The 23,813-nt window shown below is 62.1% G+C and carries 20 protein-coding genes and 1 tRNA gene; 5 read left to right on the forward strand and 16 right to left on the reverse strand.

Annotated features, from left to right (window positions below):
- Nucleotides 1–3: 3 nt before the first annotated feature.
- The 16 genes from obgE to AAAX32_RS07820 form a co-directional block, all read right to left on the reverse strand.
- Nucleotides 4–1,470, reverse strand: coding sequence for a GTPase ObgE (gene obgE / locus AAAX32_RS07745; protein WP_349100436.1), 1,467 nt, complete (start codon nucleotides 1,468–1,470; stop codon nucleotides 4–6).
- Between the two features lie 84 nt (nucleotides 1,471–1,554).
- Nucleotides 1,555–1,812, reverse strand: a complete 258-nt coding sequence (rpmA, locus tag AAAX32_RS07750; RefSeq protein WP_006236075.1) for a 50S ribosomal protein L27 — start codon at nucleotides 1,810–1,812, stop codon at nucleotides 1,555–1,557.
- A gap of 33 nt (nucleotides 1,813–1,845) precedes the next feature.
- Nucleotides 1,846–2,220 carry a 50S ribosomal protein L21 gene (rplU, locus tag AAAX32_RS07755; protein WP_035138585.1) on the reverse strand — a complete coding sequence of 125 codons (375 nt, stop codon included), beginning with the start codon at nucleotides 2,218–2,220 and terminating at the stop codon, nucleotides 1,846–1,848.
- Between the two features lie 67 nt (nucleotides 2,221–2,287).
- Nucleotides 2,288–3,100 (reverse strand): TIGR03936 family radical SAM-associated protein, encoded by an 813-nt coding sequence (locus AAAX32_RS07760; protein WP_099431827.1) that lies wholly within the window; start codon nucleotides 3,098–3,100, stop codon nucleotides 2,288–2,290.
- On the reverse strand, nucleotides 3,097–4,974 hold the full coding sequence (locus tag AAAX32_RS07765; protein WP_349100437.1) for a TIGR03960 family B12-binding radical SAM protein: 1,878 nt from the start codon (nucleotides 4,972–4,974) through the stop codon (nucleotides 3,097–3,099). The genes AAAX32_RS07760 and AAAX32_RS07765 overlap by 4 nt, the downstream gene beginning before the upstream one ends.
- A gap of 10 nt (nucleotides 4,975–4,984) precedes the next feature.
- Nucleotides 4,985–5,914 (reverse strand): hypothetical protein, encoded by a 930-nt coding sequence (locus AAAX32_RS07770; RefSeq protein WP_349100438.1) that lies wholly within the window; start codon nucleotides 5,912–5,914, stop codon nucleotides 4,985–4,987.
- Between the two features lie 18 nt (nucleotides 5,915–5,932).
- Nucleotides 5,933–7,159, reverse strand: a complete 1,227-nt coding sequence (locus AAAX32_RS07775) for an FtsW/RodA/SpoVE family cell cycle protein (RefSeq protein WP_055249988.1) — start codon at nucleotides 7,157–7,159, stop codon at nucleotides 5,933–5,935.
- A gap of 9 nt (nucleotides 7,160–7,168) precedes the next feature.
- A complete protein-coding gene (gene mrdA, locus AAAX32_RS07780; protein ID WP_349100439.1) occupies nucleotides 7,169–9,238 on the reverse strand; it encodes a penicillin-binding protein 2 in 2,070 nt (689 codons plus the stop codon).
- Nucleotides 9,239–9,251: 13 nt separating this feature from the next.
- Nucleotides 9,252–9,818 carry a rod shape-determining protein MreD gene (locus tag AAAX32_RS07785; protein ID WP_117797748.1) on the reverse strand — a complete coding sequence of 189 codons (567 nt, stop codon included), beginning with the start codon at nucleotides 9,816–9,818 and terminating at the stop codon, nucleotides 9,252–9,254.
- An 11-nt stretch (nucleotides 9,819–9,829) separates the two neighbouring features.
- Entirely contained in the window at nucleotides 9,830–10,771 is a 942-nt protein-coding gene (gene mreC / locus AAAX32_RS07790) for a rod shape-determining protein MreC (protein ID WP_118328692.1), read from the reverse strand.
- Nucleotides 10,772–10,849: 78 nt separating this feature from the next.
- The gene (locus AAAX32_RS07795; protein WP_006236061.1) at nucleotides 10,850–11,881 is read right to left on the reverse strand and encodes a rod shape-determining protein; all 1,032 of its coding nucleotides are present in this window, start codon (nucleotides 11,879–11,881) and stop codon (nucleotides 10,850–10,852) included.
- Between the two features lie 127 nt (nucleotides 11,882–12,008).
- The gene (locus tag AAAX32_RS07800) at nucleotides 12,009–13,313 is read right to left on the reverse strand and encodes a tetratricopeptide repeat protein (RefSeq protein ID WP_349100440.1); all 1,305 of its coding nucleotides are present in this window, start codon (nucleotides 13,311–13,313) and stop codon (nucleotides 12,009–12,011) included.
- Between the two features lie 11 nt (nucleotides 13,314–13,324).
- Complete coding sequence (locus AAAX32_RS07805) at nucleotides 13,325–13,867, reverse strand: peptidylprolyl isomerase (protein WP_055249980.1); 543 nt, start codon at nucleotides 13,865–13,867, stop codon at nucleotides 13,325–13,327.
- Between the two features lie 107 nt (nucleotides 13,868–13,974).
- Nucleotides 13,975–15,117 (reverse strand): zinc ribbon domain-containing protein, encoded by a 1,143-nt coding sequence (locus AAAX32_RS07810; RefSeq protein WP_158566318.1) that lies wholly within the window; start codon nucleotides 15,115–15,117, stop codon nucleotides 13,975–13,977.
- Nucleotides 15,118–15,220: 103 nt separating this feature from the next.
- Nucleotides 15,221–17,944 (reverse strand): HAD-IC family P-type ATPase, encoded by a 2,724-nt coding sequence (locus AAAX32_RS07815; protein ID WP_342996359.1) that lies wholly within the window; start codon nucleotides 17,942–17,944, stop codon nucleotides 15,221–15,223.
- A gap of 76 nt (nucleotides 17,945–18,020) precedes the next feature.
- A tRNA-Arg gene (locus AAAX32_RS07820) sits at nucleotides 18,021–18,097 on the reverse strand.
- 204 nt (nucleotides 18,098–18,301) lie between these two features.
- Between AAAX32_RS07820 and aroF the strand changes: the two genes are divergently transcribed.
- The 5 genes from aroF to aroC are packed head-to-tail and all read left to right on the forward strand — an operon-like array spanning nucleotide 18,302 to nucleotide 23,797.
- The gene (gene aroF, locus AAAX32_RS07825) at nucleotides 18,302–19,324 is read left to right on the forward strand and encodes a 3-deoxy-7-phosphoheptulonate synthase (RefSeq protein WP_117629151.1); all 1,023 of its coding nucleotides are present in this window, start codon (nucleotides 18,302–18,304) and stop codon (nucleotides 19,322–19,324) included.
- A 3-nt stretch (nucleotides 19,325–19,327) separates the two neighbouring features.
- Complete coding sequence (locus tag AAAX32_RS07830) at nucleotides 19,328–20,242, forward strand: prephenate dehydrogenase/arogenate dehydrogenase family protein (protein ID WP_117583253.1); 915 nt, start codon at nucleotides 19,328–19,330, stop codon at nucleotides 20,240–20,242.
- Nucleotides 20,243–20,278: 36 nt separating this feature from the next.
- Complete coding sequence (gene aroB / locus AAAX32_RS07835) at nucleotides 20,279–21,385, forward strand: 3-dehydroquinate synthase (RefSeq protein WP_349100441.1); 1,107 nt, start codon at nucleotides 20,279–20,281, stop codon at nucleotides 21,383–21,385.
- Nucleotides 21,379–22,698: a 3-phosphoshikimate 1-carboxyvinyltransferase gene (aroA, locus tag AAAX32_RS07840; RefSeq protein WP_117806292.1), complete on the forward strand. Its 1,320-nt coding sequence runs from the start codon at nucleotides 21,379–21,381 to the stop codon at nucleotides 22,696–22,698. The genes aroB and aroA overlap by 7 nt, the downstream gene beginning before the upstream one ends.
- A 1-nt stretch (nucleotide 22,699) precedes the next feature.
- On the forward strand, nucleotides 22,700–23,797 hold the full coding sequence (gene aroC, locus AAAX32_RS07845; protein WP_349100442.1) for a chorismate synthase: 1,098 nt from the start codon (nucleotides 22,700–22,702) through the stop codon (nucleotides 23,795–23,797).
- The last annotated feature ends 16 nt before the right edge of the window (nucleotides 23,798–23,813 follow it).

The raw sequence follows: 23,813 nt of genomic DNA on the forward strand, positions 1-23,813 counted from the left end.
GGCTTACTCGCCCTCCGAGGTCTCGGCATCGTCCGCGGCATCCGCCGCATCGACAACCTCGACGCCCTCATCCGGAGCATCGGCCACGTCAAGGGCCTCAACGGCAACGTCCTCGCCAGCGTCCTCGAGCTCCTCGTACTCCGAGAAGTCCTCAGCGCCCTCAAAGTCAAAGGCGCGCTGGCAAATGCGGACCTCGTCGCCCGCACGGCAGCCGGCCTTCTCGAGCGCATCGTCGACACCCATGCGCGCAAACTTATGCTGCAGGTAGATGACAGCTTCCTCGTTTTCCCAGTCGGTCTGGATGACCATGCGCTCAATCGCGCGACCAATCACACGGAAGGCACCGGGCTCTTCCTGGACAATGCGGAAACGCTTCTCGCGCTGCAGACGGCGGCGCTCCCACTCCTCGTCGCGCAGATCGACCGGCTCATCGGAGACCGCCAGCTCGGCGCGCAGCTTAGCCACCTGCTCGCCCACGGCAAGCATCAGCGTGTTGAGGCCGGCGCCCGTCACGGCGGACACGGCAAAGAACATGTGTCCATCGTCGAGCGCGGCGCGCTTGAGGTCGGCAATCTTGTCGGCCGTGCCCGGCGCATCGCACTTGTTGGCGACGACGATCTGCGGACGCTCTGAAAGCTCGGCGCCATACTGCTCGAGCTCACGGTTGATGATGCGATAATCCTCGACCGGGTCGCGATCCTCAAAACCGCCCGTCATGTCGACGACGTGCATGATGAGCGCCGTACGCTCGATGTGGCGCAGGAACTGGTGGCCCAGGCCCTTGCCCTCGCTCGCGCCCTCGATCAAACCAGGAACGTCGGCAACGACGTAAGAATACTCACCGGCACGCACCATGCCGAGGTTCGGCACGAGCGTTGTAAACGGATAGTCGGCGATCTTGGGTCGGGCGGCACTCATGCGCGCGATGAGCGAGGACTTGCCCACTGAGGGGAAGCCCACGAGTGCGGCATCGGCCATAAGCTTCATCTCAAGCTCAATCCAGTGCTCCTCGGCCGGTTCGCCCAGCTGAGCGAACGCGGGCGCGCGGCGCACCGACGTCACAAAGTGCGTGTTGCCCAGGCCACCGACACCGCCGGGCGCCACGACAACGCGCTCGCCATCGTGCACCAGATCGGCAATCTCGAACATCGGGGTCTGCGTCTCGGGGTCGAGCTCACGCACCACGGTGCCCATGGGAACCTTCAGGATCAGGTCCTCGCCGCTCTTACCGTTACGATGGGCACCCTGCCCATGCGTGCCGCGTTCGGCGCGGAAGTGATGCTTAAAGCGGTAATCGATCAACGAAGACAGCTGAGCATCGGCCTGGATGACGACATTGCCGCCACGACCGCCGTCGCCGCCATCGGGGCCGCCCTTGGGGACAAATGCCTCGCGCCTAAACGACATGCATCCGGCTCCGCCGTCGCCGCCGCACACGTTAATGCGGCTGATATCGGTGAACTGTGACAACAGAATCGCCTCCTACAAAAAGAGGGAGACCCTTGAATCCTAAAACTCAAGTGCCTCCCACATATGTGCTCTATGAAGGGTGAATTACGCGTTCGCGAGCGGGCGTACGCTGACCCTGTGCTTGATACCCTTGTGGAACTCAACGGTACCGTCGACCAGCGCGAACAGCGTGTCGTCCTTGCCACGGCCAACGTTCTCACCCGGGTGGATGTGAGTGCCGTGCTGACGGACGAGAATCGTGCCCGTGGTTACCGTCTGGCCGGCATAGCGCTTCGTGCCAAGGCGCTGACCGCGGGAGTCACGGCCATTACGGGAGGAACCGAGTCCTTTTTTGTGTGCCATTGTGTATACCTACTCTTTCGTTACGAGTGTAATCTACTCGGCGACGGGAGCCTCGGCAACAGCCTCGGCCTCTGCCTTGACAGCCTTCTTGGCGCGGGACGTAGCCTGGACCTTCACGATCTTCAGCTTGGTGAGCTGCTGACGGTGACCCTTCAGACGACGATAGCGCTTACGCTTGTGGAACTTGAAGACCAGCTGCTTCTCGCCCTTGAACTGCTCAACGATCTGAGCGGTAACCTTGGCCTTGGCCAGCTTGTCGGGATCGGTGACGATCTTCTTACCATCGTTGAGGAAGATGACCGGCAGGGTGACCTTGTCGCCCTCATTGCCCTCGATCTTCTCGACGGTGATGACATCGTCGGTGGCGACCTTGTACTGCTTGCCGCCCGTGTTAACGATTGCGTACATGTTTACTTGCCCTTCATGCATCAGTTAGTGCAACAGCCGAATATAGTAGCAGGCGAAAATACCCCCGTCAACGAGTATGTGGAGCAAATCCACAAGTTCGCACAGGTATGGGGCTGACGAGTCGGCCCTCGTCGTCCTCGCATGCTTGATTCTGACGCTCGACATCGTAGGAGCAGATGGTCACGAGGTCTTGCATACCGGTGGAAACAATAGGTGCATCCACGCCCGGGGTCAAGCCCTGCAACAAAACATCAGCTGCAGAAAGCAAAATTTCCGGACGCATGGAGCCCTCGTTATCGGCATGGGTGTCGAGCATGAGCACTAAATGGTCCGGGCGCTCCCCCGCCGTGAGCTCATAGCCCACGAGCGTGTGATCCAAATCCAAGCGCTTGCTCTTTTTGCCGCGCGCGTAGTCGATGCCATGGTCCGCGCGCAGCGTGTCGATCGCACGACGCACCTCGTCGGCGCTTACGGGCGCCTCGGGATCCAAGTGCAAATCGATGCGATACGACAGGCGCGTGAGCTGCGCCGTCAACGCCGGCGTGCGCACGTCGATGTACGCCGCCTCGATGGGTGCCAGATCGGCCGGAGACGCCGCAGCCAGGCGCCCAAACGCCTCGTCGAGCGCCACGAACTCGGTCATAAACAGGTCATACCACTCGCAGGTCGACGACGTACCCACCGGTAGCGCCGAAGAGAAGCCCACGCGCATGTGCGGAGAAAAGCCCTGCGTGACGGCATAGGGAAGTCCCGCACGGCGCACAATGCGTTCAATGGTATGGATCACTTCGAGATGGCCCAGGTACTTAAGGCGATCGCGCTTGCCATAGCGAACACGAAGTCTAAAGAGCGTGGGGTTGTCGGTCAGGCGCTCACTCATGCGCGATCACCCATCAATACATTCTTGGCGTGGAGCGTGGGGCAGATTCCGCAGCCGGTGCACGACGTGCGGGTGCAGTCGGGAGTCGTGACGCCCTCGAGCGAGCGACGGTACTCGCGCTCGAGGAAGCCGCGCGTGCAGCCGGGGCTCACGTGCTCCCACGGCAGGCGCCAGTCCAACTCGTAGGGCAGGTGCACGAGCTCATTGAGGTCGATGCCGTTTTTGGCAGCAGCCTCCTTCCAGTTATCGAGCGAGAAATGCTCTACCCAGGCGTCAAAGCGAGAGCCCGCGCGCCAAGCATCGATGATGACGGGCGTCATGTCACGACCGGCGCGGGACAGCGCGGCCTCGATGAGCGAGGTCTCGGCATCGTGGTAATGCACGCGGACGGCACGGTTGCGCACACTCGTGACAAGCAGCTTCTGGCGACGTTTGACGTCGTCGTAGTCGAGCTGCGGGCACCACTGGAACGGCGTGGCAGCCTTGGGGATAAAGACCGAAACCGAGATAGACACCGAGATCGAGCCGCGACGAGCCTTGGGCACTACGGAACGACCGAGCTCCAGCACATGATCGGCCAGATTGGCGATGGCCACGATGTCCTCGTCGCGCTCGCCGGGAAGGCCCATCATGAAGTAGAGCTTCATGCGGTTCCAGCCGGCCTCGAAGGCCGCCTTGGCCGCACGGTCCAGGTCCTCCTCGGTCACGTTCTTGTTAATGATGTCGCGCATGCGCTGGCTGCCGGCCTCGGGCGCGAACGTCAGGCCGCCTTTCTTTTCGCCGGCGACCGACTCGGCCATATCCACACCAAACGAATCCAGGCGCTGCGACGGAATAGACACGCGAATACCCGTATCCTCCAGGCGACGGTTGAGCCTGCCGAGCACGTCGCGAATGCAGGAGTGGTCGGTCGTAGAGAGCGAGGTCAGCGACACCTCGTCATAGCCGGTCTTTTCCAGACCCTGAATCACCGACGAGACGATCTGGTCGGCCGAGCGCTCGCGCACCGGGCGATACGTCATGCCGGCCTGGCAAAAACGACAGCCGCGGGCGCAGCCGCGCAGAATCTCGATAGACAGGCGGTCGTGGACCAGCTGCGCATAGGGTACGCACGACTGCGACAGCGGATTCGTGGCGCCGAAATCCTCGACGACGCGCTTGTAGACCACGGTCGGAGCATCCTTGCCCTCACGCGGCACGGTGTAGCCATGCGGCGAGCAGGGCTCGTCGTGACGAACCTCATAGAGCGACGGCACATAGTTGCCGGCAATGGATGCAAGCTGCTCAACGATCTGCGCACGCGGGACTCCTTCGTCACGCAGGCGGCGATGCAGCTGGCAGGTCTCGAGCAGCGATTCCTCACCCTCACCGATGAGGATAACATCGAAGAAGGCCGCATACGGCTCGGGGTTGTACACCGAAGGACCACCAGCGATGATGATGGGGTCGTCTTCGCCTCGGTCGGCCGCTAACAGCGGAATGCCAGCGAGGTCGAGAGCCTCGAGGAAGTTCGTCACCGCCATCTCGTGCGGCACATGCAGACCGACGATATCAAACGATGCGACGGGGGCAGCACCTTCGAGCGACAGAAGCGGAATACCCGCCTCGCGCATGGCGTCACCCATATCGGGCCACGGCACATAGCCACGCTCGCAGGAGATGCCCTCGGCCTGGTTAAGAATGTTGTAGAGGATGGCGATGCCCTGGTTGGGCAAACCAACCTCGTACACATCCGGATAGATCAGGCAGCAACGGTAGTCGGCATCGGCCTTTGAAAGCGTGCCCCACTCGTGATCGATATAGCGGCTCGGCTTCTCGACCTTGGCGAGCAGCGGCTCAATTAAATGAAAACAGTCTTGATACGGAACGCGCAACGGAAAACCCCTAAGCAGCGAGATCTGATGCGTCTTGGTAGGACGCCATAGGACGGGTAGCGCCCGCGACCGTGGTCACCAGATCGCGAACGCGGGAGAACGTGGCAGTGACTACCTCGTTGGCACGGCTGTAGTCAACATCGCGCTCGCAGAGCGAAACGAGCGCACGGCCCATGCCATAGGTGCCCGCGGCAGCAGTGAGCGCCTTGACGGCAAACCCAATATGCGGCGTCTGCTTGACGAGCGCGCGGGTGACCGCGCGGATCACAAGACCGCCGGCAAGCACGCCCGCGACCTCGTAGCCGCGCTCGGGCTTAATGCCGCGTCCAAAGACGGCAGCGAGCTCAAAGAGCATGCCCACCTGCGCCAGCGCCATAACGGGATAATCGGCGCCCGGCAAAAACACCAGCGCACCAGTCGCCATATTGGTGAGCGCGCACGAGGTGATGATACGATTGGCCGCCGCGATGCGCATGAAGGCAAAGTTCGCCGCAAAAGCCGTTTCCTTGTCGGTGCGGTCGAGAATCCAGCGGGCAAGCGTCTCGAGCAGATACGTCTTATCGGTTGCCGCGACAACGCCGAGCATGGGCGTGGACTCCTCGATAAACGGCACCTCCACAGCAGACTCGGCAAGCACGCACACGGGCGCGCCGGCGATCACGAGCTCCTGCACGGCACTCTCCAAGCGGTCGGAACCACACGAGAGCACCAGCACCACATCGGTATCGGTCTTTGGAGCAATTCGCTCCTCCCCCAGACGCTCGACGCGCACAATGCCCGAGGTCGTCTGCGGCACAAAGGCGTCACGCACCGTCTCGGCCAGAAAGCGCGAGGCGGACGAATCCAGATAGACCGAAACGCGCACCGGCGTATCGGAATCCTTCTTAACGGACGCGCCCATCTTAAAAGCGCGGGTCAGCTTATCTACGGGAATTTTCATAGCAAACCCCTCCAGCGGTTACGCGGCGCCCGAACGATGCCGCCATATGGATTGTACGATACCCACCGTCAGCAGCTGAATCATCATCGAAGACGAACCGAAGCTAATAAACGGTAGCGGAATACCGGTAATCGGCATCATGCCGATGCACATGCCGATGTTCTCGAAGGTCTGGAACGCCCACATGCCAACGATGCCCACACACGAAAGACGCAAAAACAGTGACTCACACTTAAAGGCGACGCGAATCGTCGAAAAGATCAACAGCACGTAGAGGCACAGGAGCAAAAAGGAACCGCAAAAGCCAAAGGTCTCGGACAGGAAGGCGAAGACGAAGTCGGTGTGGAACTCAGGCAGAAAGCCGCCGGCCGACTGCGTCGCATGGCCCAAGCCCTTACCAAAGAAGCCGCCCGAGCCAACGGCGATAAGCGACTGCTGCAGGTTGTAGGCATCGTCCGAATCGGCATTATCGGGGTCGATAAAGACCGTCAGACGGTTCATCTGATACTGCTTGATGAGCACATCGTGGCCGAGCAACGAATCAAAGACCGAATCGAGCGCCAGGACGAGGGCCACCAGGCCCACGAGCAGAGCCAAGGTCGACAGCACCCATTCGCGGCGTGCACCGCTCATGCAGATGACGATGGCACCCGAGACCAGCACGACCAGGCCCGAGCCCAGGTCGCCCATGGCAACGACGGCCAAAAACGGAATGGACAGCATGCCGCAGAGCTTGACGTAGTCGCGAACGGTATCGATGCGACCGTTATACTGCGAGCCAAGCGTGGCAATAAAGAAGATGGTGATGAGCTTGGCAAGCTCAACCGGCTGGAATGTCAAGCCGATACCGGGAATCTTGATCCAGCCCGTCATGCCCAGACCGCCTGTATAGGACAGACCCGGAATCTTGGGCGAGAAGATCACGATCAGGTCGATGACGAGCAACGCCGTCGAGAAGTTGGAGATGCCGCGCAGGTCGGTACGCCACACCAGCACCGCAAGCACCGCGCCAATGCCAATGCCCAGCAGGTGGCGCGAGAATGAGGCGTCGGCCTTAAACTGTGACGCCGACCAAATAATGATGGCGCCATAGGCAACGAGCGCGACGGTAGCCAGCAGCACACCGATATGCACCTTTTGGCGAAACGTGCCGCGCGAGGCCGAAAGTTGCTTGTTGACGCGGTCCAGGCTGCTGCGAGAGCCGGTCTTGGTTGAACGGAACAGATCCGCCGGAGAAAAATCCATCGCAACCTCCTATCGAACCGAAGAATCGCCCGAGGCCGAAGAGGTATCGGGCTCGTCATAAATCACGCCGAGCACGTCGCGCACGACATGCATGGCGGTATCTGAGCCACCGCCGCCCTGCTCCAGGACAGTAGCGATGACATACTTGGGATCATCGGCCGGTGCATAGGCGCAGAACCACGCGTATTCGTCCTCGCCGCTTTTCTCGCCCGTGCCCGACTTGCCGTATACCTGCGGCGTCAGGGTGCCAAAGTGAGCCGCCAGGGACGTCGATGCCGTGTAAATCACGTCGTGCATGCCGTTGCGAACAAGAGTCAAATCCGAATCGCTGTTGATCTTGGCCTCCAGGCGCTTCTTCTTGCCCTTGCCGTTGTATTTATAGGCATCGCCGTCGCCATCGCGCGACACTGCAGACAAAAACACGTGAGGCACGTACTGTTTGCCGCCGTTGGCAAGACCCATATAAGCGCACGCCATCTGCAGGGGCGTCACCAGAATGTCGCCCTGGCCGATAGCAATGTTGGTCATATCGCCGGCATTCCACTTGCGGTCCTCGGCAGAGGCGTCGGTAAAGTACGACTCTTTCCACTCGGCATCGGGAATACGGCCCGCGCCCTCACTCGGCAGATCAATACCGCAGGTCTTGCCTAGGCCCCAGCGACGAAAGACCTCCTGCAGGCCCTCAGGATGTTGCTCGTCATAAAAGAACGCCTTGCCCATGTCGTAGAAGACGGGGTCGCAAGAGTTGGCGATACCCGACTGCAGCGTCATGGTGCCGTGGCCGGAATGCAGCCAGCAGTACTTACCCCACGACTTGCCCAGACCCGTCCAATAGCCCGTGCAGTTGGTCGTCTGCCCCGACGTGTAGGTTCCAAACTCAAGACCGGCCAGCGCCGAGAGCGGCTTGATGGTCGAGGCCGACATGTACTGTCCGCTAATGGCGCGGTTGAGCAGCGGGTGCGAACCCTTGTCATCATTAAGCTCGGTCCACACGTCATTTGAGACGCCGCCGATAAAGACGGAAGGATCGAACTTGGGCTGGCTCGCCATGCCCAGGATTTCGCCATTGTTGGGATCGAGACACACCACAGCGCCGTTGCCGGCATTGCTGTAGCCAGTGGTCTTGGCAAGCTCGATGGCGCTCGCCAGCGCCGTCTCACAGGCCTGTTGGATCTTAAGGTCGAGCGTGAGCTTAATGTCGGAGCCGGCCTTGGCGGGCACGGCGCCGGCCTGACCGGTCACATTGCCCGAGGCATCGACCTTGACGGTCTGCTCGCCACGAATACCCTGCAGCAGGTTTTCGTAGTAGCTCTCAACACCCGCCTGGCCCACGATATCGCCCGACTGGTACGTAATCCGGCCAGCAGAAGCATCATCATCGCCAGAGGTTTTCTTATTCTGGGCCTCGAGCTGCTCGGAGGTAATGGTGCCGGTATAGCCCAAGATATGGCATGCCGTCTCGCCATATGGATACTGGCGCTCGGTACGCTCGGCAATCTTGACGCCCGGGAACTCGCCGGCGTGCTCCTGAATATAGGCAACCGTGGAGCGACGGACGTCCGTCGCGATGGTATGCAGGCTCTGGGCGCCCTCGGAATTGTCCTGGATATTGCGCAGAACCGCCACGTAGGGCATGCCGAGCACATTGGCAAGATGGCGAACCAGAACCTCATCCTCGGCAAGGTCGCGGTAGGCCACGACAGCAAGTGAGGGACGGTTCTGGACAAGCGCCACGCCATTGCGGTCGAGGATGCGGCCGCGCACAGCGGGTGTGGTAACGGTGCGCGTCTGATTGCTATTAGCCTGCTTTTCGTAATAGTCCGACGAGACCATCTGCATGCCCCACAGCTTGACGGCAAGCGCCGCAAACATCGCGCCCACACCCGTGGTGAGGATGGAAAAGCGGCCCTTAAAGGCGGTCGCCGCGGTATTGCCCTCGCCCTCGGTGGCGCGCGGGGCCGTTCCATGCTGCGTATCGTAGGTAAAACGGGAATCGCCGCGACGCATGATGACCAGCGCGACCACGATGGCCACAACCAGCACGATACCGGCGATAATAACCGTCATCTGGGAAGACATCTACGGGCCTCCCCTATTTGAGCTTACGGGTCTTGGGCTTAAAGCGCATGCCCGTCTGGCGTCCGCCACGTGCGGAGAATCCATAACCGGACTGCGGCACGACGCCGGACATCAAAAACGGAATGGCAACCAGACCCGTCAGGATCGAAGACGGCAGCGCATGGCCGAAGATCGCAACGACAAAGCTCGTCTCCAAACCCATAAACAGCAAGATGATGCTGTAGATCACATTAATGACGAGCGCGAAGGCGCCCACGGTGACGCCGCGCGCACTCGGGCTACCGCCCGTCTGACCGGCGGCGCTATGCACCAGGGCAAAAGAACCCACGGTCAGCAGGAGCGACATAACGCCCACCGGCACGGCAGCGGAAAGGTCATAGAACAAGCCGCTGCAAAAACCGCACACGACGGCACGGTTCGGGTCGCCCGAGAACACGCTTAGGCACACCAGGATAATCATAAAGTTGACGCGACCGCCCGCAATGGAGATCTGCGGTGCCAGGCCTGCCTGCAGCAGCACGCACACAATGGCGGCGATTACAAACGTGCGGGAGCTCATCCCCTGCTCGTGTAGATCCATGGACATGCCCCCTATTCGCTCGAGCCGGAATCGGTCGTCTCGGACGTGTCGGAACTGTCATCCGGGCTCTCGTCCTTCGTCTTGGTCGCAGCATCGCGCGACGTTCCCTGCGGCGTGCTGTTGGCCGTGTTCACGTCCTCATCCGAGGCCGACTGTTCGTCGGTCAGCGAGGTAATGACCAGCACTTCCTCGTTGTTCTCGGCCGTGGTCTGAGCGCGCACCACAATGGTGTAGTACACGTCGTTTGCCGATTTCTCAACCGACGAGACGGTGCCGAGCGGAAGGCCCTTGGGGAACACACCGCCAATGCCAGAGGTCACGATGATGTCGCCAACCTTAACGTCGGAGTCGACGCTCACGTACTCAAGACGCAGCGTGCCGTCAGCCTGACCCTGCAGCATGCCCTGGGCGCGCGTGTCCTGCACCATAGCGGACACGCCCGAGTTCTCGTCGCCAATCAGGCGCACGGTGGACGTCTTGGCCGAGACCTCAATAATCTGGCCTATGACACCGGCAGAACTCGTCACAGGCATGTTGATGGTAAGACCGTCGGCAGAACCCTTATCGATGGTGACGGTCGAGGTCCAGGCATCGCCGGAGGCACCAACGATACGAGCAGCGGTCGATTTGAGGTTATAGGTCGACTGCAGGCCGACCAGACCCTCCAGTCGCTCGGCGGTCTTTTGAGCCTCGGAGAGCTCGGCGACCTTAGAGGTCAGTTCCTCGTTTTGCTTCTTAAGCTCGTCAAGCGTGTCCTGCGACGCCGTAAGGTTAGAGAACACGTTGCCGATCGCATTGAAGGGAGCCGCCACAGCCGAGCCCACAAAACGCACCGGCGAGGTAATCGTCGTCACGCCCGAACGCACGGCATGAATCGGCCCCGTCTCGCCCTCACGAATATAAAACGTGAGCAGCAACACCGAAATCAGGCTGAAAACAATCAACGGGCGCATACCCGTTGATTGTCGCTTGGTATTCAGATTTGTGGAGAAACCCGAAGATCGTGCCAAATGGAATCCACCTTTTGGAAATTAAGCATTGGTCTGGACGAAGCCGCCATCAAACGCATTGGCCTCGAGCACGCGGGCACAGCCGTTAACAACGTTATCGAGCGCCGTGGGGCTGACGTTGACCGAAACGCCGGTCTCATCGCGCAGGCGCACGTCGAGACCACGCAGCAGCGCGCCGCCACCGGTCAGCAAAATGCCGTAGTACATAAGGTCCGAGGCAAGATCGGGAGGCGTAGCGTCGAGTGCGTCCTTGACGGCCTTGGCCATCTCGTCGAGCGGCTTGTTGAGCGCGCGACGAATCTCCTCGCTCTCGATGCGCACGGTCTTGGGCAGACCGGTGATCACGTCGCGGCCGTTGACCTCGACGTCGAGTTCGTCCTTAAGCGGCACGGCGGAGCCGACCTTGATCTTGATATCCTCTGCCGTACGCTCGCCGATGGCCAGGTTGTAGGCATCGCGAACGTGCGTGAGGATGGCCTGATCGAACTCGTCGCCGGCAATACGGATGGACTGCGAGACGACGATGCCGCCCATAGCGATAACGGCAACCTCGGTGGTACCGCCGCCGATGTCGATGACCATGGAGCCGGTGGGTTCCTCGACGGGCAGGTCGGCGCCGATGGCAGCCGCCATGGGCTCTTCGATCAGATAGGCCTGGCGGGCACCGGCCTGGATCGTGGCCTCAAAGACAGCGCGCTTCTCGACCGACGTGACACCGGAGGGAACGCAGACGACAACACGCGGACGCGGAGTCCACGGATAGCGCTTCTCGGACGCCTTGTCGATAAAGTAGCGAAGCATGGCCTCGGTAACATCGAAGTCGGCGATGACGCCGTCCTTCAGGGGACGAACGGCCACGATGTTGCCGGGCGTACGGCCGAGCATGCGCTTTGCCTCGATACCGACCGCCAAGATGCGCTCGTCGTTCTTGTCGATGGCGACAACAGAGGGCTCGCGAATGACGATGCCCTTGCCGCGCACGGAGACAAGCGTATTGGCGGTGCCGAGGTCGATGGCAAGATCGCCCGCATAGCTACCGAAGAACATATCCATCAAAGAAAACAACGCAACTCCTGATGTGTTGGATGATTGCTGGAAAACTACTAGCTCATCATACTAGCGCAAGCCCGGCGCCTCACTTGCGGTGAAGCGCCGGGCAAAGCTAAATCCCATAAGGTCACTACTGGTTGTCAGCAGCCGAGAAATCCATATCAAGCGAGGAAACGGCCCAGCCTATATGGTTGTCGGAGCGCACGAATTTGACGGTGTACTCCTGCTCGCCGCCCTTGGACAGCGATGCCTTCACCTTGGCGGTCGTCTCGGTCATGGACTGATCCATGCCCTCGACGGACACGGTGGCACCCTGCGGAATCGAGGAGATGATCATCGACTTAGCGTCCTCGGACAGGCTCGAGGCCAGGCAAGACTCGGCCTTTGCGGCGTCACCGTCGCCGGCAGCCTGGAACAGATCGGTAACGACAGACTCCTGAGACGGGAAGCCAAAGCCGCGCGTGTAGGCAAAGCCCAGACCGCCCGCGGCGATCAAAATGAGCAGAAGCAGCACGATGAAGACTTTAAGACCCGTGTGGCGATGGCGACGACGGACCTTGGCCTGCTTACGATCCTGACGGTACTGCTGGACCATCTCGGACTCGGACAGCGTAAAGAAGCCGGTGTCCGAGGGATCGGGCATAAACTGACCGGTCGCGCCGGTAGGATCAAGCGGATCGACGGCAGAAGCGTCCATCGCGGGCGCCGGAGCCGTGGCCATGGCCGTCTGGGCAGACAGCGCGGCAAGCGAATCGTGCACGCGGGCAAGCTCGTCGGCCTGCTCGGAGGTGAGCTGGTAGATGCCATCGGCAGTAGCGGCGTTAAAGGCATCGAGTGCGTCGGAGGGACGGCCGGCGGCAGAAAGCGCCTGACCCATGCCGGCGTTGAGCGCACGCGTGTCGTCGCGGGGGCCGGCAAAGTCGATAGCCGTGCGGTAGGTCTCCACGGCATCCGCCGGGCGGCCGAGCTTAATGAAGCAACGACCGAGCTCGCCGAGTGCGGCGGCAGGAGCCGGATTGGCGCCGTCGATGGCAGCCTGACGGAAGGCGGTTCCTGCGTTGGCATAGTCGCCCGACTGGAACAGCGCATTGCCCAGGCCCAGATAGGCCTTGAACGGCGTGGCATAGGAAGCATCCTGCGTAGCAGCAGAGAACGCCTGAGCGGCCGTCGTGTAGTCGCCCACGGCGGCAAGCGCCTTGCCGCGGTTGGTGAGCAGCGCGCCGCGCTTGCCGTAGGTGCCGTCGTTGAGGGCGGCGGCATAGGCCTCGGCGGCCTCGGCATACATGCCCAGGTGCATCAAGGCGTTGCCACGAAGGTGATCGGCCTCGCCCATAATCTCATCGGGAGTCTTTGCCGCCCCAAGCATCTGGGCTGCAGCGGAAAAATCACCCGCGCGGTAAGCGGCGCGGCCCTGTTGGATCAGCTGGCTATTCAAGGAAGTCCCCTTTACTCGTGAACGATCTCGACATGGACGATCTCGTCGCCGGCACGCAGCTGCGAAATCACATCGAGACCCTCGACCGTGGTACCAAAGACGGTGTAACCGGAATCGAGGTTATGCTGGGCACCCAGGCAGAAGTAGAACTGCGAACCCGCGGAATCGGGGTCCATGGAGCGTGCCATGGCAAGGGCGCCATCGACATGGCTGTTGCGCGGATTGGTGGCAAACTCGCCCTTGATGCAGTAGCCGGGGCCACCGGTACCGGGCATGCCGTCGGGGCCCTCAAGACCGGCAGCGACGTCGGCGCCGGACATGTCGCGGGTATTGGGGTCGCCGCCCTGGATAACAAAACCGGGCACATAGCGATGGAACTTAAGGCCATCATAGAAGCCCATCGTGGAAAGCTCGCAGAAGTTCGCGACATGAATGGGAGCGCCCTCGCCGTCAAACTTGACCTTGATGGTACCCTTCGACGTCTCGATTACGGCGCACTCGTCGCCGACAAGCTGATACTCGGGCGTGTAGAGCTCTTTCTTAAAACCAAACATGTGGTTCCTTCCTCGTGCGTTTAAAGCATATTTGTACGAATTGTAGCAATAAGCACGAGCTTACATCAATTGCGCACGTAGGTTATGCCGACTATGGCGAACTAATTTTAGGAACGCTGCTGCGGCTTCCAGGAACCCACATTGGCATCGTACTGGTTCAGCGCGCTGTTGCCGCCCTGCGCGATGGGCGCCAGGATCTCGCTTTGGTGGGAACTCATCGACTCGCCATCGGGAATGGCCAGCGAGATGTCCCAGCTCTGGCAGATCACGTCGACGCGCTCATACATCCACTCGGCAAGCTGCTTTAAGTGGGCGATGTCATCCGCATAGACCGTATCGTCCTGTACTTTCAGGTTGTTGAGCTCATCTTGCGTCTTTTTGATCTGGTCGCGCAGGGCGTAGGCACTCTGCGACAGCTCCTGACGGGTGGACAGCGGCGTTCGGAGATAGCCGTTGTTAAAGGAATCGATGACCTCGCCGATCTGGTCCTCGTCAGCGTAGGACACGATGGTCTGATACAGACCGTCGAGCCTGGTATAGAGTTGATCATCGGTGAGCACGGTTTCTTCCTGGACCACCTCGGCAGAATCGTCCTGCTTGGTATCGTCCTCAGTGGCCTCGCCCTTTTGGCGCGTGGGGAAGGTCGTCTGCGCGGCCTGGCCAAACTGGTCGTAGAAGCCAGGCATGACACCCATGGGATCGGTCGTCACGAACCAATAGGCACCGCCGCAAACGACGGCAAGGACCGCGATGACGATAAGCGGCTTGGGAATATGACGCTTGTGCTTGTGATAGGCATCCTCGTCGGGGTGCACCTTGCGCTTGGGTTTTTGAGCATCGTCATGCAGGGAAACGGGCGTGGGAATATCGACCTTGGGGATACCGAAATCCTTATCGAAAGCTGGCAGCACGCAGGTCTCATTGGGGTCGGCGGCGTCCGAAAGCACCGCAGCGGCAGAGGCCGGCGCATGAGGCACCTCGGTATCGATCTGCTCTTGCGTTAGGCGCGGAAAGCCCGCCGTGCGGCCCGCTGCCAGGTCGGATGCTGCCGCGTCCTCGGAGAGGATACCCGGAGCGGGGCGTCCGCATTTGGGGCACGTACGATCATGCGGAGAAAGACGGGCACCGCAGCCCTCACAGAACACGAACTCAGTGTGCTCGGGACCATCGCCCGGACCCACATAGGCGTTGCAGTAGGGGCAGAACGAGGCGCCGTCCTCGATAGTCTTAAGGCAATGCGGGCAGATCACGGCATCCTCTTTTCGAAGCAATTCAAACAATCGAGGTTAGAGCATAACATCGCCACGGCCCCACAGGAGCAAGGCACCAATTCAACATCGCCAGGGCGCGTAGTTACTTCTTCTTTTTGCTTGGCATCGAAACTTTGATGCCTTGGGCGGACTTGGTCACGCGAGAGCGCTTGGCTCCGGTACTCTTCTTTTTCTTGGGCTGGGCCTGGGCCACGCCCTCGAGTGCGCGGGCCTCGGCCTCGCGAGCGGTGCGATCTTCGCGGCGCTGCGCCATGTCGGCGGCGAAGCGCTTGGCAAAACGCTCGGCCGTCGAACCCGTCGAGCTCACCTTGCCGCCACCGCGACCCAGGTGGACGCGCACACCGCGGCCAAAACCAGTTGCAGCATGACGACGACGCGGCTTGAGCGAATCCATCATCGTGGCGAGCTTAAAGAACACCGAGCAGGTAAAGACCACGATGACAGCCAAGATAACCATCTGGCCCATCGACAGGTTGGCAATAGACAGCAGCTCTGGGAATCCAATAACGCCCACCAGGATGCCGGCGACTACAAACACAAAGAGCACCACACGTAAGGGCGTGAGAGGCTGCGAGATGCGCCAGATCAGGCTGACGCTCGCCGCGCACGACGTAAGCAGGCACATCGTAGACAGCGTGAGCTGGTTAAAGCCAAACACGCGCGCCACAAAGATATCGAGCGCCGCAGCCAAAATGACCGCAATCGACGCCGGCAGTGCACGCTTGAGTACGTTCGTCAAAAACGCACCCTTCACGCGAGCATTGTTGGGCTCCAGGCCCAACACAAAGCCCGGCGCGCCGATGCAGAAGAAGTTGATGAGCGTCATCTGGATGGGCTCGAAGGGGTACGGCGGCAGCGCGATGCACAGCGCCGCCAGGCCCATCGAGAACAGCGTCTTGGTCAGGAACAGTGAGGCCGAACGCTGCAGGTTGTTGATGGAGCGACGGCCCTCGGCCACCACGGCGGGCATCGAGGCAAAATCGTTGTCGACGAGTACGATCTCGGCCACGTTGCGCGCGGCATCGGAGCCGGCCGCCATGGCCACGGAGCAGTCGGCCTCCTTGAGCGCCAGCACGTCGTTGACGCCGTCGCCCGTCATGGCCACGGTGTGCTCGCGGCGCTTGAGCGCCTGCACGAGCTCGCGCTTCTGCTGCGGGGTCACACGACCAAAGACATGGTAGCGGTCCACTGCGGCATCGAGCTTGGCCGGCGTATCGAGCGTCGTGGCGTCCACATAAGCGTCCGCCCCCGGCACGCCCACCACGCGTGCGATCGACGACACCGTACGCGGGTCGTCGCCACTGATCACGTTGAGGGTCACGCCCTGCTCGTTAAAGTAGCCGATGGTCTCGGCCGCCGAGGCACGAATCTCGTCGCGGATGGTCACAAAGCCCACGGGCTCGGCCTCGCCCACCATATCGCCATCGGGCGTAAAGCCGTCCACGCGCGCCACCACGAGCACGCGGCAGGTATCGGCAAGCTCGGCGACACGGTTCTCGACCTGAGAAAACACACGATCAGAAAGCACAAACTGCGCCGCACCCATTACGTAGGAGCCCTGCGCAAACGAAGCGCCACTCCATTTTTTAGACGACGAGAACGGAATGACCGACAGCGGCTCAGACACCTCGACCGGGCGATCGGCGTAATAGTTGAGCAGCGCCTGGCAGGTCTCGTTGGCATCGGCCGAAGTCGCACGCGCGACGTTAGCCAGCGCAAAATCGAGCACCGTGGAATCGACGGGAACAGCCGCCTCGTCCGAGCCGGCGCCTAGGCTCACGCCCTCAACCGGCAGCGGATACGTGCCCTCGACCTCCATGCGACCCGACGTGATGGTGCCCGTCTTGTCCAGGCACAGCACGTCGACGCGCGCGAGCGTCTCGATGCAGTAGAGCTGCTGCGCCAGCACCTTGCGGCGGGCCAGGCGCACCGTGGCGATGGCGAGCACCGACGAGGTCAGCAGCACCAGGCCTTGCGGGATCATGCCCAGCAGGGCGCCCACTGTGGACAGCAGCGCCGACGAAGGCACATGGCCAGCCAACAGCTCGGAGAAGCACCACGAAAGCGCGCTATCGCCTGGGGTTCCCGCGGCATCCCACAGCTCGCTCACACTCGAGGCAAACAACGCCAAACCGAGCGGGATCATGATGATGCTCGCAAAGCGCACGATGGCGTTAAGCGCGTTCATGATCTCGGAATTGACCTTTTTGACGTACTTCGCCTCGTTATTAATTTTGGCCACGTAGTTGTCGGCGCCGACATGGATCACGCGGGCGCGCAGCAAGCCCGAGTCGATAAAGCTGCCGCTCATGAGCTCGGAACCGGGCTGTTTCTTAATGAGGTCGCTCTCACCCGTCAGCAGGCTCTCGTTCACGAGCGCCTCGCCCGAAACCACCACGGCGTCAGCGGGAATCTGGTCGCCGCGCCCCAGGCGGATGATATCGTCGAGCACGATCTGGTCCAGGTCGAGCTCCACCTCGGCGCCGTCGCGCACCGCAATGGCCTTCTTGGAGGTCAGCAGCGTGAGCTTATCGACCATCTTCTTGGAACGCATGGACTGGATGACGCCAATAGCGGTATTGAGGAACACCACGAACAGGAACGTCAGATTCTTAAACGAACCGGTCAAAATGACCAGGAACGCCAAGATCACGTTGATCAAATTGAACAGCGTGCAGAGGTTCTCGATGATGAGCTCTTTGACCGACTTGGTCTTGAGCTCCATGTTGCGGTTGATCTTACCGGCGGCGATGCGCTCCTCGACCTCGGCGGTCGAGAGTCCACGCTCGATATCCGTTGCTGCCATACCACGTCCCATCACGTCGCGTCGGTATAAGAAAAACCGCCCGGACCATGCGAGGTTCGGACGGTCTTACGTTCGATGGTGCCCCATGTTGGATTCGAACCAACGGCCTTCTGCTCCGGAGGCAGACGCTCTAATCCCCTGAGCTAATAGGGCCAACGTTTGGCATTATACCCAAGTGCACCACGGGCTATCAAAATAAAAGAAAAAGCTTTGCAATTCCGAGGAAGACGCGGCGCAACGGCCCACTTTAGAAGGCAAAAGCGAGTCAGATAGTATAAACTCTCATGCACCATATATACACGGCTCGCGATGCGGGCCGTTTTTGCAAAAGTTATCCATCGAGGTGAGAGGCACACCATGATTGCAATTTTAAAGCAGAGCGCCAGCGACGAGGCCGTCAGCCATATCGTCAGCTGGATTGAGAAAAAGGGCCTGAAGACCGACGTCTCGCGCGGCGAGAACGAGACGATCATCGGCCTGGTGGGCGATACGACCAAGATCGACCCATTCCTGCTCGAGTCCATGGACGTCGTCGAGCGCGTGCAGCGCGTCTCCGAGCCGTTCAAGCGCGCCAACCGCAAGTTCCACCCCGAGGACTCCGTCATCGACTGCGGCCATGGCGTCAAGATCGGCGGCGATCAGTTCCAGGTCATCGCCGGCCCGTGCTCCGTCGAGGGCGAGAACCTCATCCGCATCGCCCGCCGCGTGAAGGCCGCCGGCGCCACGATGCTGCGCGGCGGTGCCTACAAGCCCCGCACTTCCCCGTACGCCTACCAGGGCATGGGCCCCGCCGGCCTGGACCTGCTGTGCGAGGCGTCTGCCGAGCTCGATATGCCGATCGTCACCGAGATCATGGACCCGCGCGACGTGCAGGTCTTCCTAGACAAGAAGATCGACGTCATGCAGATCGGCGCCCGCAACGCCCAGAACTTCCCTCTGCTCAAAGAGGTCGGCAAGACCAAGACTCCAATCTTGCTTAAGCGCGGCATGTCCGGCACGATCGATGAGCTGCTCATGGCCGCCGAGTACATCATGAGCGAGGGCAACGACAACGTCATCCTGTGCGAGCGCGGCATCCGCACCTTCGAGACCCGCACCCGCAACACCTTCGACCTCAACGCCGTGCCGGTGCTGCACCACCTGTCGCACCTGCCCGTCGTCGCCGACCCCAGCCACGCCACCGGCTACACCCGCTACGTTGAGCCCATGGCGCTTGCCGCGACCGCCTGCGGCGCCAACGGCCTGGAGATCGAGGTCCACGACGAGCCGAGCCGCGCCTGGTCCGACGGCGCCCAGGCCCTCACCCCCGATCAGTTCGACGACACCATGCGCCGCATCCGAGCCATCCGCGAGGTCGTCTGCCAAGAGACCATGGAGTAGCCCATGGGTACAGTGAGAAACGCGCGCGTTAACCAGGGCGGCCCCAAGTGCGCCGGCATCGTCGGCCTTGGCCTCATCGGCGGCAGCTTTGCCCGCGGCTATGCGCAGGCGGGCGTCCGCGTGCTGGCCTGGGATCCCGATGACGATGTCATGACGGCTGCCAGCATGGGCACCGTTGCCGGCGAGCTCAACGACGAGACGCTCGGCGAATGCGACATCATCGTCCTGGCTTGCTACCCCGAAGCCTGCATCGAGTGGCTCGAGGCACACGCCCAGGCACTCGCCGACGCCACCGATACCGAGGCCATCATGGGCCCCGTGGTAATTGACACGGTGGGCGTCAAGGGCATCGTGTGCGAGCGCGCCTTTGAGCTTGCCCGCGAGCACGGCTTTTACTTTGTGGGCGCGCACCCCATGGCGGGCACGCAGTACTCGGGCTATGCACACTCCCGCGCCGACCTGTTCCAGGGCGCCCCGCTGGTGCTCGTACCGCCCGCGGTGGACGATGCGCTCAAGCTGGAGCTTTTGGGCCAGGTGCGCGAGATGGTGCGCCCCTTGGGCTTTGGCAAGTTCAGCGTGACCAGCGCCGCCGAGCACGACCGTGTCATCGCCTTCACGAGCCAGCTTGCGCACGTGGTATCCAACGCCTACGTCAAAAGCCCCACTGCCCAGGTCCACCACGGCTTTTCGGCCGGTAGCTACCGCGATCTCACCCGCGTGGCGCACCTCAACCCGCAAATGTGGTCCGAGCTCATGATCGACGACGCCGACGCGCTCGCCTTCGAGATCGACCATCTGATCGAATCGCTTGGCGCCTACAGCCGCGCGCTCAAGGACCGCGACCAGCGCTATCTGGAGAATCTCCTTGCCGAGGGCGACCGCATTAAGCGCGCACTCGACGACGAGGCCTCCCACTAGACAACCCATCACGCCAGGTCGAAAGGACCGAAGCTTATGGCGATTACCATCGATATCGACACTGCACGCCCCTACCAGGTGCATGTTGGCACGTTTTTGCTGGAGCAGGCGGGGCCGCTCGTGCGCGCCACCGCCGGCGGCACCCGCGCCGTCATCGTGACAGACACCAACGTGGGCCCGCTCTACCAGATGCCCGTTAAGCAGAGCCTGGAGGCGTCAGGCTACGAGGTGAGCATCTGCACCTTCGAGGCCGGCGAGGCCCATAAGCGCGCCGAGACCTACGTTGCCATTTTGGAGTTTGTGGCCGAGCACGAGCTTTCGCGCTCCGACGTGATCGTGGCACTCGGCGGCGGCGTCGTGGGCGACGTGGCGGGCTTTGTGGCCGCCACCTACATGCGCGGCTGCAAGTTTGTGCAGATCCCCACGAGCCTGCTCGCCATGGTGGATTCGTCGGTGGGAGGCAAGACCGCCATAGACCTGGCTGCCGGCAAGAACTTGGCCGGCGCCTTTTGGCAGCCGAGCGTGGTTATCGCCGACGTGGGGTGCCTGGCCACCCTCACGCCCGAGCAGTTCGCCGATGGCTGCGGCGAGGTCGTCAAGCACGCCGTGATCGCCGACCCGGAGCTCTTCGCCGAGCTGGAGAAGACCCCGCTCACGCTGGAGCTGCTCAACCGCGACGTGGCCCGCGTAGCGCTCATCATCGCCCGCAATATCGACATCAAGCGCGCCGTGGTCGTCGCCGACGAGCGCGAAACCAACCAGCGTAAGCTCCTCAACTTTGGACACAGCGCCGGACACGCCGTCGAGGCCTGCGAGCACTTTGAGCTCGGACACGGCAACTGTGTGTCGATCGGCATGGGCATCATCACGCGCGCCGCGGCCCTGCACGGCGTTTGCGATGCTGCACTGCCCGGTCGTATTGAGGAACTCTGCGCCCGCCATGGCCTCAAGACCCGCTGCGACCTAGATGCCGATGCCGTCTTTGCCGAGGCGCTCCACGACAAGAAGCGCGCGGGCGACACCATCGACCTGGTGATTCCGCACGGCATTGGCCGCTGCAGCATCGACCGCACGCCACTTTCCACTTTCCACGAACTCATTGCCGAGGGCCTCGGCCAGAAGGGAGACGCATCCGCATGCTAGCCCGCATCACCCCGTCCCCACTCAAGGGCACCGTTCCCGCCATCGCGTCCAAGTCGATGGCGCATCGCCTCATCATCTGCGCTGCGCTTGCCAACGGCGAGACACACGTCACCTGCAACACCACCTGCGCCGACATCGAGGCTACGGTGCGTTGCCTTACGGCCCTGGGTGCTCGCATCGAGACCGTCGAGGACGGCTTCCAGGTCCACCCCACCATGAAGAGTGTTGAGTTTGGCCTGCTCAAGGCCCTTGCCGGCGGCACGCTTGACTGCGGCGAAAGCGGATCCACGCTCCGCTTTATGCTGCCCGTCGCCTGCGCGCTGGGGGCAGAGGCCACCTTTGTGGGTCAGGGCCGCCTGGGCGCCCGCCCGCTGTCCCCGCTCTCGGACGAGATCATCGCCGCCGGCTGCGACCTACAGGGCCTGGGCGGTTTTCCGCTCAAGACGAGCGGACGCATGCGCCCGGGCACCTTTGTGCTTCCGGGCAACGTGAGCTCGCAATATATCTCCGGCCTGCTGCTGGCAGCCCCGCTGCTGGCCCAGCCCTCCTGCGTGCAGGTAACCGGCCTCATTGAGAGCCGTCCCTACATCAACCTGACGATCCAGGCCATGAAGGCCTTTGGCGTCGAGGTCAACGTCGAGCGTATTCCGGCCAAGGACGGCCAGCCCGAGGTCACGAACTTCCGCGTGAGCAGCGGCTCGTACCGCACGCCCGGCAGCGTTGCTGTCGAGGGCGACTGGTCCAACGCCGCCTTTTGGCTGTGCGCCGGCGCTATCGGCGCCGACCCCATCACCGTCGAGGGTGTATCCCTGAGCTCCGCGCAGGGCGACCGCAACGTGCTTGCCGCGCTTTCGCGCTTTGGCGCCCGCATCGTACGCTCCACCAACGCCGCCACCGTGCAGTCCGACAAGCTCGCCGGCTTTGAGATGAGCGCCCACGACATTCCCGACCTGGTGCCCGTCATCTCTGCCGTGGCATCGCTGGCGCAGGGCCGCACGTTCATCCGCGATTGCGCCCGTCTGCGCATCAAGGAATCCGACCGCCTGGTCACGACCACCCGCGAGCTCACTGCGCTGGGCGCGCAGGTGCGCATTGCCGGCGATGACCTCATCATCAAGGGTGTCGATGCCTTCACCGGCGGCGAGGTCGATTCGCACAACGACCATCGCATCGCCATGATGGCCGCTATCGCCGCGAGCCGCGCCACCGGCGAGGTCGTGATCCACGGCGCCGAGGCCGTCAACAAGTCCTATCCCGATTTCTTCGACCACTACCGCCTGCTGGGCGGCAAGGTCACGCTCGAGGAGGAATAGCATGTCCTCGACCTTTGGCAACGTCTTGCACTTAAGCATCTTCGGCCAGTCGCACTCCCCCGCCATCGGCTGCTCCCTCGATGGCATTCCGGCGGGCATCGCTGTTGACCAGGGGCAGCTGCAGGCCTTCCTCGACCGTCGTGCCCCCGGTCGCGACGAGACCGCGACCAAACGCCGCGAGGCCGACGCCGCCCACATCATCGCCGGCGTGGTCGATGGACATACCACCGGCGCGCCCATCGCCGCGATTATCGAGAACACCAACACGCGCTCCAAGGATTACTCCGAGCTGCGCCGCAAGCCCCGCCCCGGACATGCGGACTTCCCTGCGCGCGTGAAGTATCACAACATGCACGATGTCGCCGGTGGCGGGCATTTCTCCGGCCGCCTCACGGCACCCCTGTGCATCGCCGGCGGCATTGCGCTGCAGGCACTCGAGGCCCGCGGCATTAACGTGATGGCGCATGTGGCGCAGATCGGCGGCATCTCCGACCTGCCGATGGACGACATGGTCTATCGCGAGGCCGACCGCAAGGCGATCCTTACGAACGATCTGCCGTGCATTGACGCCGCCGCAGCCGGCCGCATGCGCGAGGAAATCCTAGCCGCGCGCGACGAACTCGACAGCATCGGCGGCATCGTGGAGTGCGGCATTTACGGGCTTCCCGCGGGCATTGGCGACCCCATGTTCGACGGCATCGAGAACCGCATCGCGCAGATCGCGTTTGGCATTCCTGCCGTAAAGGGCGTGGAGTTTGGCATGGGCTTTGCCGTGGCCGCCATGCGCGGCAGCGAGAACAATGATCCGTACCGCATCGATGCCGAGACCGGCGAGATCGAGGTCGAGTCCAACAACGCCGGCGGCATCCTGGGCGGTATTTCGACCGGCGCGCCCGTCATGTGGCGCATGGCCGTAAAGCCGACGCCCTCCATTGGCCGCGAGCAGCAGACCGTAGACATGGACGCCATGGAAAATGCCGAGCTCTCGGTCCACGGCCGTCACGATCCCTGCATCGTCCCGCGCGCCGTCCCCGTAGCCGAGGCAGCCGCCGCCCTCGCCATCTGGGACGCCCTCCTCGAAGACGCCGCCCAGCGCTAACTACCCACCCCTCAAC

It is taken from the genome of Collinsella sp. CLA-ER-H3, assembly GCF_040092425.1.
In the GTDB taxonomy this organism is placed as follows: domain Bacteria; phylum Actinomycetota; class Coriobacteriia; order Coriobacteriales; family Coriobacteriaceae; genus Collinsella.